This is a genomic window from Glutamicibacter sp. X7 (assembly GCF_054889245.1).
Map to the genome: position 1 here is coordinate 803,608 of NZ_CM142678.1, position 13,702 is coordinate 817,309.

Sequence of the window (13,702 nt, forward strand, 5' to 3'; positions counted from 1 at the left end):
TTTCATAGCGGTTGAACCCGTTGCCGTTTAGGGCACCGAGCATTCGTCGTTGTTGGCGGCGATCTGCGCGATACGGGTGCGCGCACCGTTGTACTCGAGGTTTACGAGGTATTCCTCGGTGATCGGGCTGCCATCTGGCTGGGTGAAGGTCTGCTCGGAACCGTTCGAGAGCTTCGGGGCGTCGTTCGTCCCGGTACCGTCATTCGGTTCTTCGCTTTCCTCGGTCTTCTCCGAGGACTCGCTCGGCGAGGCCGAGTTGCTCTTTTCGTCCTTCTTCTTCGGCTCCTTCTTCTTTTCCTCATTCTGCGCGGCGATGAGTTTTTCGATGCGCGAATGAATCTCGTCGAAGTCCGGGTAGGTCGAGAAACTGCGTGGGAAGTCCGGCGCGCCCAAGGTCAACCGCTTGAACGGGGTGGCCCGAGTCTTATCCGCGAGCGACACGAAGGATCCCAGCTGTCCGGCGGGAATGTTGGTTTCCACCAGCTGTTCGCCGGCCTGCATGATCGCGGTGAAGCGGGTCAGGATGGTCTCCGGGTTGAACTGCTTGATGATTGCCTGCTGCAGGCACTGCTGCCGCTTGATGCGGTGGTAATCATCGGTAAAGTCGCGCGAGCGGCCAAACCACAGGGCCTGCTTGCCGTTCAACTCCAGCTCGCCCGGTGGGAACCAGTGGGTGCGGATGTTGGTGCCCTCCCACTTTTTCGCGTTGTAGGGGACCCAACCACCGGAGTTGATCTTCACCCCACCCAGCGCGTCGATAAACTGCTGGAAGCCGGCCATGTCCACCATGACGTAACCCTGAACTGCCAGACCGGTGCTGCCGGAGATCGCGTCCATCACGGCCTGGGCGCCAACGTTCTTCACCGAATCGGGGAACGCGTCGGCGTGGTTATCCTCGGCATCGCGGTAAATGGCATTGAACAGGCATTCGTCACCACAGTTGTAGCCGTTCGGGTAGAACTGCTTCATCGGTGAGTCATCGGCAAAGCGGGCATTCTGCATATTGCGCGGAATCGAAATCATCAACGACTTGCCGGTTTTGGCGTCTACCGAGAGTAGCGCCATCGAGTCGGTACGCACACCGGTACGGTTATCGCCCGAGTCGGCACCGAGTACGGCAATGTTGTAGCGCCCATCGACCGGGTCAAAGGCAGGTCCCTCGTCGAAGACCTTGGTGATGGTCTCGCGTCCGGTGTTCACCAGCGAGGCACCATAGATAAACACACCACTGGTGGCCACCACGGCCAAAATCGTGAAGGCCGCGACGATGACTCGCATGCCCGGCGCCAGCAGTTTCGGCCTGATAATCGCCAGCGTGTTCAAGAACATGATCAGCCAGCCCACGGCCAGCGCGCCGAGCACGACGATCAGCACAAGCTGGAAATTCGGGTGCGCGATCGTGGAAAGAATGACGCCGCGATCGATGAAGTACAGCCCGAGCACCGCCAACGCGATAGCCCAGCATGTGAGGGTTACGGTCAGCGCAATACGACCGAGCGCGCGGTTACCGGCGATGAGCTGAGCGCTACCGGGAATCAGGATGGTCATGATGACCAGTAGCAGGGCGCGCTTACTGCGCGCCGGTGAATTCAAATCTTCCGGATGGCGCAATGGACTTGGTGCGCGATGCGAGGCGGAACCCATATATTTGCAGCGGCTTTCTTTAGGACGTGAACTTCTCGTTGGCGACTTCTGCGCGCAGGGAGGCACCCTTGGCGTAAGCCGATTCGCGCAGAGAGTTGGCAAATTCCAACAACTTGTTCTGCAACGACTCGGCCAGCTCATCGGTTCCCGAAGCGAGCATGCGCACCGCCAGCAGACCCGCATTGCGGGCCCCGCCGATCGACACGGTGGCCACCGGAACGCCGGCCGGCATCTGCACGATCGACAGCAAGGAGTCCATGCCATCGAGCTTGGCCAGCGGTACCGGCACGCCGATCACCGGCAAGGGCGTAACCGAAGCGAGCATTCCGGGAAGGTGCGCGGCACCTCCGGCGCCAGCAATGATCACCCGTAGTCCGCGCTCGTGAGCACGCTGCCCATACTCGATCATCTCGGTGGGCATCCGGTGTGCGGAGACCACATCGGCCTCGAAGGGGATGCCAAATTCCGTCAGGGCCTCGGCCGCTAGCCGCATAACCGGCCAGTCGGAATCCGAACCCATGACGAGGCCGACCAGTGGTGCAGTTGAAGTCATTTGAAAAAGAGTCCTTGCGTTAGGGCGGGGCAACGACATAGCGGTGCCCCGGTTGGAAGATTACCCGTGGACCGGGACGCCGTCACGGATTAGCGCGGCGACTTCACCGGCGCGCTGGCGAAGTTCATCGACACTTTGCCCGTTGTTTGCCACCACGTTAACGTGGCCGATCTTGCGGCCCGTGCGGACGGACTTGCCATAGGCGTGCACCTTAACTTCCGGTGCGTGGGCCAGTGCGGCAGGGAAAGCGGAGAACAGATCCTCATTGGCGCCGCCGAGGTAATTCTTCATAACCGTGGTTCCCAGCGCGTCGGTCGCACCCAACGGCAGGTCGAGGACGGCACGCAAATGCTGTTCGAACTGGCTGGTGATCGAGCCGTTCTGCGTCCAGTGGCCGGTGTTGTGCGGGCGCATGGCCAGTTCATTAATGACGAAGCCTATGCCCTGCCCCGGGGTCTCGAAGAGCTCGGCGGCCATCACACCGGTGACACCGAACTCCGCGGCGATGCGTAGGGCCGCATCGGCGGCCGCCGACGCGGCGGCCGGATCCAAATCCTGTGCGGGGGCGATAACCTCGTCGCACACACCATCGACCTGAATGGTGTGCACGACCGGCCAAGCCTTGGACTCGCCCGAGGGGGTGCGCGCGACCAGCGCGGACAGCTCCCGGCTGAAGTTGACCTTATCTTCGGCTAATAGGGCACCGTTGGCGAACCAGTCGGCTGCCTCCGCGGCGGATGCAGCGTCATCGATGATGCGCACACCCTTGCCGTCGTAGCCGCCGCGCGGGGTCTTCAATACCACGGGCCAGCCGATGCGATCGCCAAACTCCACGAGTTCAGCCACGGTTTCGACTTTGGCCCACGCCGGGTTTGGCAGGCCGAGGCGCTCAATGGCGGCCCGCATAATGAGTTTGTCCTGCGCGTGAATCAGCGCCTGCGGGCGTGGCTGAATGTTCACGCCCTCGTCGATCAGCGTATTGAGGTGTTCATTCGGGACATGCTCGTGGTCAAAGGTCACCACATCCTTGCCCCGGGCGAAATCGCGAAGGGTCTGTAGATCTTTGTAGTCGCCGACCGGGGCATCGGGCACGCAGCGCGCGGCCGAGACCTCTGCTCCTTCCGCCAGAATATGCAGTTCAAATCCGAGGTTTAGTGCCTCGGGGGCCATCATGCGGGCCAACTGCCCGCCACCAATCACACCAATTTTTGGAAAGCTCACCCACCTAGGTTATCGAAATACTGCGCTCGAGGAGTGTGCTGGTGCTCTCCTTCCGCGTAATCTCCGGCCTATTAACAGGAATCGCCTATAAAATGGGTCGGACAACTCCGATTTACTTGGAATTGGGAAAGCGTACAGATCCCGGCTACCGCCGGGGACCTATAGAATTTCGTGCCCGACCGCCCGCGCAACCCGAACAGGAATGCGTTGGTGGTCTTGGGCCATGTGTGGAGGGCAATGTTCGAGCGCATCAGCCATAAGATCGCAGGACTCGTATCGATGCTGTGGCGCGAGGTCGCCAAGTTCGGAGTCGTTGGCGGTGTCGCCTTCGTCATTGACTCGTCGATTTACCTGTGGATGTTGCATGGTCCGATGAGCGATTCACAGGTGAAGGCCAAAATCGTCGCTGGTGTCGTGGCCACCCTCTTTTCGTGGGTTGCTAACCGCTACTGGACGTTCCGCCACCGCCGCCAAGCGAATGTGGTGCGCGAGCTGGTTATGTTCATCGTGATGAACGCCATCGGTCTGGGCATTGCTGCGGCCTGTGTTTGGGTGACCAAGTATGTTCTGGGTCTGACCGACCCGACGAGCGTCTTCATTGCCGGTTCGGTGGTTGGTCTGGTGCTGGGTACGATCTTCCGCTTCTTCGCCTACCGTTTCTGGGTCTTTGGCGCCGAACTGGATCAAGAAGAACAGTTCGCTCACGACCGTGAGCTGATCGGCTCGCACCACCACGAAGAGCCGGTGATTGCCGAGCCGCTGGGCACCGATACCGGCGCCCAGCCCAAGGTCTAAGTTTTAGTTTTTCTGCGCGAACCCGTACTCGGAACCGATACCTTCACTACTGCGCAGCGAGTCGCTGAGTTCGACTTGCTCTCCGAGCAGCACAATGCTGTCACCGGCGGCGAAGCGTTCCACGATCCAGGGCAGGACCTCTGGCAGGGGGAGTGCGCCGTTGAGCGCAACGGTGCCTTGCTCTTTTCGGTCGCCGTTGCAAATCTCGGCCAAGCTTAGTTTTGTGCTGCCGGCGGCCAGTGCGGTGAGGTGCCCGGGTAGGGCCGAGGCGGAAAAGCTATCGGCAAACGACCGGACGAGGGCGGTATAGTCCTCTGCTACGGGTCCTAGATCGCCGTCGAAAGCCAAAGCCAGCGAGGCGAGATTCACTGCCAGGATCTCGGCTGCCGGAGGAATACGCGCATCATTGGGGTCGGTGCCTACCCAAAGCACCGCCTCGGTGGCCAGCTCGTCGTCGGGAGTGGTGAGCACCGCACCGTGGTGCCAAATGGCGAAGGCCAGCACCAGCGATTTCCAGTGTGTCGGCAGGTCCAGCACGACGGTGTCACCGGGATTCAGCGCCGGGAGGTCCATGAGTAGGTTGGCGCTCTTGGCCACCCAGTTGTCGAAGACCCTGCCGGAGAGCTCGATGCGTTCGCCCTCGTGAGAGTGCCATATTAGCCACGGCGTGGCTTGGGCTCGGCGAGTGGAGAGCAAATCGTCAATGTAAGGAGCGGGGCGCGCTGTATCGGTCATAGAAGAAACTTAACCAATTCCGCGGCAAGATACGACCCCCACGGGGCACGCCCGGTTAACCTTCCATTCTTCTCGGCGTGTTGTGCCGAGAGTTTGCTGAGAAGTCTCCATAGAATGACCTCCCCGCTTGACTATGGGCGAGTTACACGGATGTAATTAGATGGTGAGTTCGCTTCGATAGCCATTTACGCTAGATCGATGGAATAAATAGAAGCGAATGGGCATCGGTGTAACCTGCCTAACTAACTCAAACCAAGCGAAAGGTCAACATCACATGGCGAATTTGGAGCAGGCGTACTCCGATATTTCGACATCAGCTGTTGCGTCGTCCCAGTACGGGCTCGAAGGCGCTCCATCCGATTGGTTTGTCGATCCTCAGGCGGAGGATCAAGAGCGAGATTCGCTCGCTGAAGATCTAGAGAAGGCTGCAGACGCGCTCCTCGAGCGCGAAGAGGCGCAGCCAGTAGAGACGACCGAGGCCGTGTCCACCGCAGGCTCGTGGGCACCGGAACTCGATGAAGATGAGCAGGTCCGCGACAGCATCAAGGCCGTATGGCTGGGTGTCGGCGGCGATCTGGACGAGGGTGAGCTGGGCTGGCAGGCCCGTGCCCTGTGCGCACAGACCGATCCGGAGGCGTTCTTCCCGGAAAAGGGCGGATCCACCCGCGATGCGAAGCGCGTTTGCGGTGCCTGTGCGGTACGTTCAGAGTGTCTTGAATATGCGTTGAGCAACGATGAGCGTTTCGGTATCTGGGGAGGGCTCTCGGAGCGCGAACGCCGCCGCCTACGGAAACGAGCCATCTAATTCGCCCGCCAATCCATGTCACCGCCATCGTTGCTGCGCACGATGGCGCTGACTATTTGCCACGAACTCTTGCCGCTCTGCGCAACCAGACTCGCCCCATTGAACGATTCGTTGGCGTGGACGCGGCCTCTCAAGACAGCTCGTTCGAGACGCTGAAGGTCAATCTGCCCTCCAACGCCGCGCTGCTCCATGCACCAAAGCATTCCCTGGGGCGCTCCGTGGCCGAGGCCGTTGAAGCCTTGCCTGCCGCCCGCGAAGATCGCGACGAGTGGCTCTGGATCATCCACGACGATTCAACCCCGGCCACCGACGCGCTGGAACACCTCACCCGGACCGTGGAGGCCTCCGAATCGGTCTCCATCGCGGGTTGTAAGCTGCTGGACATTGATAATCCGCGGCGGCTGGTCGAGGTAGGACTTGTGGTGGACCGCCGCGCGCAACGCCTGACCATGGTCGACACCGACGAAGTTGATCAGGGGCAGTATGACGCGCGCAGCGACTACTTTGCCGTCTCTTCCGCAGGCATGTTCATCCGGCGTGAAGTATTCGAGGAACTCGGCGGTTTTGACCCGGCGTTGCCCGGACGCGGAGACGACGTCGACCTGTCGTGGCGCAACCGCCTAGCCGGGCACCGCGTGGTTGTGGTCCCCGAGGCCAAGATGTATCACCACGCCGATGTGGTCGAGAGCATGGCAGGTCCGCGGGAAGCGCGACGTGCCGAAGTTTTCATGCGGCTCAAATATGCGGCCCCGGCCGCCCTGCCGCTACTCTGGATCGGCATTCTCGCCGGTTCGCTCGTGCACTTCATGGGTGCGCTACTGGCCAAGGACCCGGGGCACGCCTTTAGCCATCTCGGCGCCACGCTGCGCGGGCTCTTTTCTCCGCTGAAACTTGCCGCCTCGCGCCGCCAGGTGCGCTCGAGCAAGCAGATCCCGCGGCGACAGGTCCGCAAGCTCATGGCTACCGGCGCGCAGGTGCGCGAATATCGCCGCAACCTCGCCACCGGACGCACGGAACAAGACGTCTACGGAGACGGTTCGGGTGCCGCCGGACCAATGGAACCCAGTGGCGATAACTTCGGCGACTACGCCAGTTTGGCCCGCCCGCCGCGGACCTCGGCGGTGCTTTCGCTGTTGCTGGCCCTTGCGCTGCTCGTAGGTGTTTCTCTGGTCGGCTGGCGCTCAATTCTCGGCGCATCGGCGCTAGACGGTGGTGCCATGCGCCCGCTGTCGACCTCGCTTTCGCAGCTTGTGGCCAACGCTTTTTCCTGGTGGCAACCGCTGGGAACGGGTCTCGGCGCGGCTCCGGACAGTGCCGATTCGATGTATTTGCTACTCGGGCTGATCTCGGTAAACCACGCAAATCAAGCCATGGTGATCCTGTACCTGGCGATGATTCCGCTGGCCGGATTCACCGCATGGTGGGGGATCGGTGCGCTCAGCCGTTCGCGCGCGCTACGCTTCGTCGTGGCATTGCTCTGGGGTTTGCAGCCCTCGCTTTTCGCCGCGCTGAACTCCGGGCGCCTAGGGGCGGCTGCCATTCACGTACTGCTGCCGTTGTTCCTTATGGCGCTGCTTCGTGCCATGAACGCACAGGTGCCGGTTGAGGGCACGGTGGAACGCGAGGCCACCGAGCAACGTAAGTCGGCGTGGACCGCGTCGGCCTGCGCTGCCTTGCTTCTCTTTGCAATCTCGACCGGATCCCTACCTTTCTTCCTAACGCTCGTCGTGCTCGTGTACCTGCTGGCACTGCTCGCACCGCGCCGAGCCAAAACCCTGTGGTGGGTGCCGCTACCTGCGTTGCTCTGGAATCTGCCAGTGCTGTTGGATGCCATTGAAACCCCGCGCGTGCTGCTCGGCGAACCAGGCGCCCCATTGGCCTACGATCCGGCCCCGCTATGGCAGATGCTCTTGGGCTTCCCACAGGCCTTCGACATCGCCGGTGCGCCGGTAGGTTTCGGCTGGCTTCCGCAGGGTCCGTGGGCCCTCGTCGCGGCGCTACTCGTCGGAGCCCCGGTGCTGCTGCTGGCCTGCGCTGGCACCATCGGTGCCGGTTTCAGCTCCAACTTTGCCTCGCGTCGCAACCCGCGATTGCTCATGTGGGCCGCGGCCCTATCGCTACTGGCCGGGTGGGGGCTGGGGCGTTTGCCGGCAGCGCTCGATTCCGATCAGGCGGTGACCGCCTATGCCGGGCCGTTCATCTCGCTCGCGGTACTGGCACTGATAGGTGCCGCCGCGACCTCGGTGGCGGCGGTGCGGCAGGAACAACTGGCTCGTCCGGCACGTCGGCTGGCACCGCGTAGCCTGCTTGGCGCGATCACGGCGCTGGCCGTGATCAGCGTGTTGGCTGCCGGAACCATCTCCATGGCCGGGCAACTGTTCACCGCCCAGGACGATCGTTCCGTGGCGCTGGCCGGGACCCGCCAGGTAGGGCCGTCGGTGGCACGTACCGTGCCGGCCACCGCGGCCGATGCGGGGCGCAGTGCCGCGGCCGAACGCACACTCGTGCTCACCCGACGCTCAAACGGGGATATCGACAGCCAGCTCGTTAGTGGAGACGGCCAAAGCCTCGATTCGCTTAGTATCGTCAGCCAGGCTCGCCAGCTGACCGGCCCACTGTGGGCCCCGGAGCGGAACAATGATTCGGCCACCGAGCAGGCGCAGCGCGAAGCCGTGGCGATGCTTCTGTCCGAATCAGCATTGGACGCCCGTGAATTGCTCGGCGATTTGGGCGTTGGCTATGTGGTGCTCAACGAACGTGGCGAGGCCGCGTCGGCGACGGTTCGCGTCTTGGACTCGGCCACCGGCTTGGCCGCCGTGGGTCAAACCGACAGCGGCTGGCTCTGGCGTGTGGGCTACGAGGACGGCGACGGTGAGGCCGGCAGCGGGTTTGCCCGCATTATCCACGAGAACGGGACGATCTCCGTGCTGGAATCCAGCCGCGATAAGATTCGTAACCTTCAGCTTTCAGAGGCCTCCAATGAACGGACTCTGGTGCTGGGCACTGCCGCCGACCCGCGGTGGCGGGCCAGCTTCAATGGTGAACCTCTGCAGTCGGTGAGCTATCCGGAGGACTCACAGAACCGTTGGGCGCAAGCCTGGAAGGTTCCAGTCGAAGCGGGCCAACTTTCCGTCCGATACGAGCAACCGTTGGCGATTCCTGCGATTGTGCTTGGCGCAGTGGTCTTGTTGATCACCGTCCTCTTGGCCATCCCGGTACCGAGCAACCGGCGTCTGGTGAGTTACCGCACCGGAGAATACCGATTCCGCGGTAAATCGAAGGACGCTTCAGAGACCACGGAAACCACGTCGGAAGAGCCAGAGGTGCTTCCCGAGACCGTACCGGCCGCCACTGCGGCACCGCGACCGGCCCTGAGCCGACGTGAGGCGCGTGAACGTGCCCACCGTGTTCGTGAAGATCTCAACCCGAAGCTCAGCGACCGGATTTCCGATAGCGACGCAGAGCAGGAGAAGAAGTAGTGTCTGATTCCACCCGAGGGGAACCGGCCCGCGACTCCGACCTGCCCGAACCGGTCGGTGCCGCCAAACCAGAGCGCCAGCCCGAACCGAAGCCAGCCTCCTCCGAGGAGCCAGCGCCGAAGCCTGCACCCGAGCCGGTCAAGGACCAAAGCACCGGGACAGAGGCAACCCAGAAGGCATCCGAACCGCTGGATCCGTCCGTGGCCAAGCGCCAGCGCAAGTTGGCAAAGGTTTCGCGTGCCGCGAAGAAGGACGCACAGCACCATCAGCGCCGCCGGAAAGTTGGCGCCGCACTGCTCTCTTGCCTAGCGGTTGGTGTCACCGGCGGACTCGTCGCCGCGGGCTCGCTACTGCTACCAGAACCGGATCGACAAACCCTTCCGGCCGCGGTGACCTCCTTGCCTGCCGGTGACGCGCAGAGCGTGTGCCTGCCCGCGCCGCAGCTTCTGAAGGGCGTGGACGGGGTTGACCCGCAGTTTGAGCCTGGCGCGAAGGACATTTCGACGAGCCTGCGCACCGCGTTGGTCTCCGATCTTGCCAAGCGGATGCCGGGAGCGAGCCTGTCGGCACTTGACGGCAGCGACGCCAAAGACATCACCAAGCGCATCGACGAGCAGGAAGCCGCCGAAGCCAAGGGAGCCGATGCCGAGGGTTTGACCGGGCGTGTTGCTCGGGTGGATACGGATTCCAAACGCTCCTCGGCCGCCTTGTTCGGTGTTCAGCCGCTGGGGCAGCTTCCCTCCATCGGCAGTGGCTTGCGTAGTTTCTTCGCAAAGGACGGGGACCTGGCCGGCCTGGCGGTTGCCAGCTGTCAGGTACCCTCGGCCAACTGGCGCTTTACCGGATTGCAGACGCAAACAGGTACCACCAGTGTTTTGCACCTGGCGAACCCCACGCGGACCAGCGCACAGTTGAACCTGCAGCTACGTGGCCGTGAGGGGCTCATCGACGCCCCGACCTTGCAGAATATTGTGCTGGCGCCGGGGGCTACCCGGGCCATCGTGCTCGGAGCGTATGCGCCGGATGAAGAGTCCGTGGCCGTATCGGTGGATAGCACCGGCGGTAAGATCACCGCGATGGTGCAACAAGCCTCCCTGCGTGGTCTGACGCCCTCCGGCGTGGACTGGGTACAAGCCAATGCGGTGGCAGCCGCCAAGCAGGTCATCCCCGGTGTGTGGATTCCGCAGCCCGGTGATCTCGAGAAGCTAACCGGCTCTGGAGGTCAGAACAATCTTGTGCCGCAGTTGCACGTGGCGGCCACCGGTGCCGCCGGTGCTGGTTTCACAGTGAAACTGCTCGATGCCAAGGGCGAGGTCAAGGCCGAGCTGGGAGATAATCTGGCGGTCGCGTCAAACGCCACCAGCATTGTGGACCTATCTTCGGTGGCCCCGGGCACCTATTCGGTGGTGGTTGAATCCAACGATCCGGTGACCGCGTCGGTACGCATGGTGCGTGGGTCGGATCCCAAGAAGTCCTCCGACCAGGCATGGGCGGCCAGCTCACAGGCCCTCAACGGCACCCAAGTCATGCCGGTGGCGGCCGAAGGCAACGGCGAATTTACGCTGACGGCGCCCTTCGCCGCCTCCGAAGTACGCGCCACCGTGGTGGGCAAGGACGGAAAACTGCACAAGTCGCAGACCCTGAAAATCGCCCAGGGCACCAGCGTGAACTTTAAACCCCGGGATACCGATGAGCAGGCCAGCGCCGTGGTCTTCGAGGGTGATTCGAACGCCTACATTGCCCAGCTTGTCTGGGGCGCGGATCGCTCTTTGGGCTGGGCAGCAATGCCACAGGCCACCACCGGGCGCGATGGCATCGTGGTGAACGTCGCCGGGTAGTGACTAGTCGCGGTCGTCGGGGTAGAACTCCGGATCGATTTCGTGCGGGTCGCGGAGCCAGAGATTCGCAACCTCTTGCACGATGCACTGGTGCACAATGTCCACGATATCCACCGGCGACTCGGCCAGCCGTTCGATGGGCAGCCGGTAGATCGTAATGCGTGCCGGGCGCCGCTCCTTGGCCGGCCGAGAACTGCTCAATGGCACACGGGTGCCATGCGCTGCGGCTTTGTCGAGAAGCTTGTCGCCGGGGACCGGCAAGATACTGAAGTCGATCGCTTCGATCGCCGTGCCCCATCGTTCGGCGAGTCGTTGGGCGCTGGCCATGACCGCGTCATCGAAACGCTCTGGCCGTGAGCGGTAGCCAGGCAAATGCATGGGCATCAGCGGGCCGCGACGGCCACGTCCATGCCGCCAACGGCGCCGGCGTGGCGCCGCGAACTGATCGTCCATGGAGCTAACACTACAAGTCGCTAGGCACTTGAAGCGAACGCCATGCGCTCCGGCCGCGTCGGCTACAGCGCACAGCAGGTACTCGCCGAGTAGACTAAAGGTGTGCATGCTCTACGTCTGTGTTCCCGCCCCGCCTGCCAGGAGGCCGCTCGCGCCACGTTGACCTACGTGTACGCGGACTCCACGGCCGTGCTTGGTCCATTGGCCACATACCCCGAGCCACACTGCTACGACCTCTGTGCCCGGCACGCCAATGGGTTGACCGTGCCCAGCGGGTGGAAACTTATCCGAGGGGCGTTTTCCGAACTGCCCGCCGAACCCGAGCCGGTCGATGAACTTTATGCGCTGGCCCAGGCCGTGCGCGAACCCGATGCTCGACCCGAACCCCAGGAGAACCCGGCCCCGGAAACGATGCGTACCTCCCGCGGGGCGCGCCTCGATAGTGGGCCTCGCGTCGCCATGCTCTTTCCACACACCGATCCGGAAGAGTCCTAGCCAGCATGGTGCCCCGGTAGCGTAACGGCCGCCGAAATCTCTCAACCTCGGCTGGGTTTTCGGTGTGGATATGCGCCGTTGCGCTCCTCGCGCTGGATAAGCTGAACCTGCAGGAGCCTACGCTGGGCACACCGCGCCGTTAATCATCGATCAGTGCGCATATTCTGGAGGTTTCCTCATGGCAGAGGCGGCGAAAGATACCAACGGGTCATCTACCCCGGCATCTCAGTCCACGACCGCGGCCACGCCTGACGCGAAGCAGCAGGCCTCGCTGAGCCAAAAGGCCGAGAAACTCGCCGCGCGGCTCGAAGCGCACAAAAAGCAGTCACAGGAACAGGCTCGAACCGCAACGAACGAGCAGCCTACGGTCAAGTCCCAGACCCCAGCGAAGCCAACCAGCGCCGCACCGGAGACAAACAAGCCTGCCGCCAAGGAAGCCTCGGCTAAGCCGGCGGCCGCCTCGGCCACCGCGAAACCGGCGGCGAAGCCCGCCGCAGCCAAGGCCCCACAGAACAAGCCAGCTGCAGCCAAACCGGCCGCGAAGCCCACGGCCAAGCCGGCTGCTGCGAAGCCAGCCGCGGCCAAGCCCGCTGCCAAAGCAGCGACGAATGGGGATAAAGCTGGCAGTGACGTCGAGGACGTGATCCGGGCGATCAAGCTTCCCCATGAGGTTCAGGCCGAGAAGGAGGCGGCACGCACCGCCGCACAAACCGCACCGAAGCCAGCACCGGGCAAGCCGTCCGCGGCAGGGCAGAAGCCGGTCGAGCGTCCCGCGGAGGTTCCTCCGGTCAGCGTGGCCGATTCGAGCGAGAAGACCTCCCCGGCATCGGCCGCGGCCGTCGCCCAGGCGCGGAGCCGAGTTTTCGGCAGCTACTCTCCGGAACCCAAACCCTCGCCCGAGGCGCTCAAGCGCCGCGCGGCGCGTGAACGAGCCCTCAACTCAAAGCCTCCGCTGGCGCGTACGGCGCAAGTGGTGCTCTCCATCCTCTTTCCGCTGCTGGCCTTGATTGCGGCGGTACGGCTGGTGGCCACCCCACTGTTCTTGGCCCTGGCCTACGGCCGCCCGGGTTTCCCCTCGGACGCCTACGGATTCACCGATGAGCAGCGCTTGACCTATGGCAGCTACGGAGTGGATTTCCTCAATAACTTTGCCGGACCAGAATTCCTCTCTGGTCTCAAATTCTCGACCGGGTCCACCATGTTCACTGACGGTGAGGTGCAACATATGGTCGATGTGAAAAACCTTATGGGCATGGTGTACGTGGGCGGGGCGATCTTGGCGGTACTGGCCATTATCTGCATCGTGTATCTTGCGCGTCGCTATGCCGGAGGCGTACGCCGTTCCTGCTTTACCGGAGCCATTCTGCTCCTGGCGGTAATTGCCGCCTTGGCCGTGGCCGCCGTGCTGGGCTGGAACGGTTTCTTCTCAAGCTTCCACGCGTTGTTCTTCACCGAAGGGACCTGGACCTTCAACGTGACCGATACGCTCATCCGGCTCTACCCGGAGCAGTTCTGGATTGACTCGGCGATCACCGTGGCCGCCCTCGTGGTGTTGTGTGTGGTGATCACGCTGAGCGCCTGCTGGCCCACGGCCCGACGCCGTGAAGCCTCGCGGCTGCGTCAGGACGCCCGCGTCTTTGGCCTTGGGGGCTAATACCCACCAGACGTAGAAGTCCGCCGCCGC

General features: G+C 63.0%; 11 protein-coding genes. 6 read left to right on the forward strand and 5 right to left on the reverse strand.

Annotated elements, in window-relative coordinates; all coding sequences use genetic code 11:
• Positions 1-27: 27 nt before the first annotated feature.
• The 3 genes from ACYU0X_RS04045 to ACYU0X_RS04055 all read right to left on the reverse strand — a co-directional run bounded on the left by ACYU0X_RS04045 (position 28) and on the right by ACYU0X_RS04055 (position 3,418).
• Positions 28-1,548, reverse strand: coding sequence for an LCP family protein (locus tag ACYU0X_RS04045; RefSeq protein WP_418908532.1), 1,521 nt, complete (start codon positions 1,546-1,548; stop codon positions 28-30).
• A 115-nt stretch (positions 1,549-1,663) separates the two neighbouring features.
• On the reverse strand, positions 1,664-2,197 hold the full coding sequence (purE, locus tag ACYU0X_RS04050) for a 5-(carboxyamino)imidazole ribonucleotide mutase (protein ID WP_418908533.1): 534 nt from the start codon (positions 2,195-2,197) through the stop codon (positions 1,664-1,666).
• A gap of 60 nt (positions 2,198-2,257) precedes the next feature.
• A complete protein-coding gene (locus tag ACYU0X_RS04055) occupies positions 2,258-3,418 on the reverse strand; it encodes a 5-(carboxyamino)imidazole ribonucleotide synthase (protein WP_418908534.1) in 1,161 nt (386 codons plus the stop codon).
• A 237-nt stretch (positions 3,419-3,655) separates the two neighbouring features.
• Between ACYU0X_RS04055 and ACYU0X_RS04060 the strand changes: the two genes are divergently transcribed.
• Positions 3,656-4,213 (forward strand): GtrA family protein, encoded by a 558-nt coding sequence (locus ACYU0X_RS04060; RefSeq protein ID WP_309408545.1) that lies wholly within the window; start codon positions 3,656-3,658, stop codon positions 4,211-4,213.
• Between the two features lie 3 nt (positions 4,214-4,216).
• Here the strand turns inward: ACYU0X_RS04060 and ACYU0X_RS04065 are convergent, their stop codons facing one another.
• Complete coding sequence (locus ACYU0X_RS04065; protein WP_461902174.1) at positions 4,217-4,948, reverse strand: TIGR03089 family protein; 732 nt, start codon at positions 4,946-4,948, stop codon at positions 4,217-4,219.
• Positions 4,949-5,222: 274 nt separating this feature from the next.
• Between ACYU0X_RS04065 and ACYU0X_RS04070 the strand changes: the two genes are divergently transcribed.
• Genes ACYU0X_RS04070 through ACYU0X_RS04080 form a run of 3 tightly spaced genes read left to right on the forward strand, consistent with a single transcriptional unit; the run spans position 5,223 to position 11,070 of the window.
• The gene (locus ACYU0X_RS04070; RefSeq protein ID WP_461902175.1) at positions 5,223-5,753 is read left to right on the forward strand and encodes a WhiB family transcriptional regulator; all 531 of its coding nucleotides are present in this window, start codon (positions 5,223-5,225) and stop codon (positions 5,751-5,753) included.
• Between the two features lie 11 nt (positions 5,754-5,764).
• Positions 5,765-9,232: a glycosyltransferase gene (locus ACYU0X_RS04075; protein WP_461902776.1), complete on the forward strand. Its 3,468-nt coding sequence runs from the start codon at positions 5,765-5,767 to the stop codon at positions 9,230-9,232.
• Positions 9,232-11,070, forward strand: coding sequence for a DUF5719 family protein (locus ACYU0X_RS04080; RefSeq protein ID WP_461902176.1), 1,839 nt, complete (start codon positions 9,232-9,234; stop codon positions 11,068-11,070). The genes ACYU0X_RS04075 and ACYU0X_RS04080 overlap by 1 nt, the downstream gene beginning before the upstream one ends.
• 3 nt (positions 11,071-11,073) lie before the next feature.
• Here ACYU0X_RS04080 and ACYU0X_RS04085 read toward each other — a convergent pair whose 3' ends face one another.
• A complete protein-coding gene (locus ACYU0X_RS04085) occupies positions 11,074-11,523 on the reverse strand; it encodes a metallopeptidase family protein (protein ID WP_309408540.1) in 450 nt (149 codons plus the stop codon).
• Positions 11,524-11,625: 102 nt separating this feature from the next.
• On the opposite strand from ACYU0X_RS04085, the gene ACYU0X_RS04090 reads away from it, so the two are divergent.
• Both ACYU0X_RS04090 and ACYU0X_RS04095 read left to right on the forward strand, forming a co-directional pair.
• Positions 11,626-12,018, forward strand: a complete 393-nt coding sequence (locus ACYU0X_RS04090; RefSeq protein ID WP_461902177.1) for a DUF3499 domain-containing protein — start codon at positions 11,626-11,628, stop codon at positions 12,016-12,018.
• A 178-nt stretch (positions 12,019-12,196) separates the two neighbouring features.
• The gene (locus ACYU0X_RS04095; RefSeq protein ID WP_461902178.1) at positions 12,197-13,672 is read left to right on the forward strand and encodes a TIGR01906 family membrane protein; all 1,476 of its coding nucleotides are present in this window, start codon (positions 12,197-12,199) and stop codon (positions 13,670-13,672) included.
• The last annotated feature ends 30 nt before the right edge of the window (positions 13,673-13,702 follow it).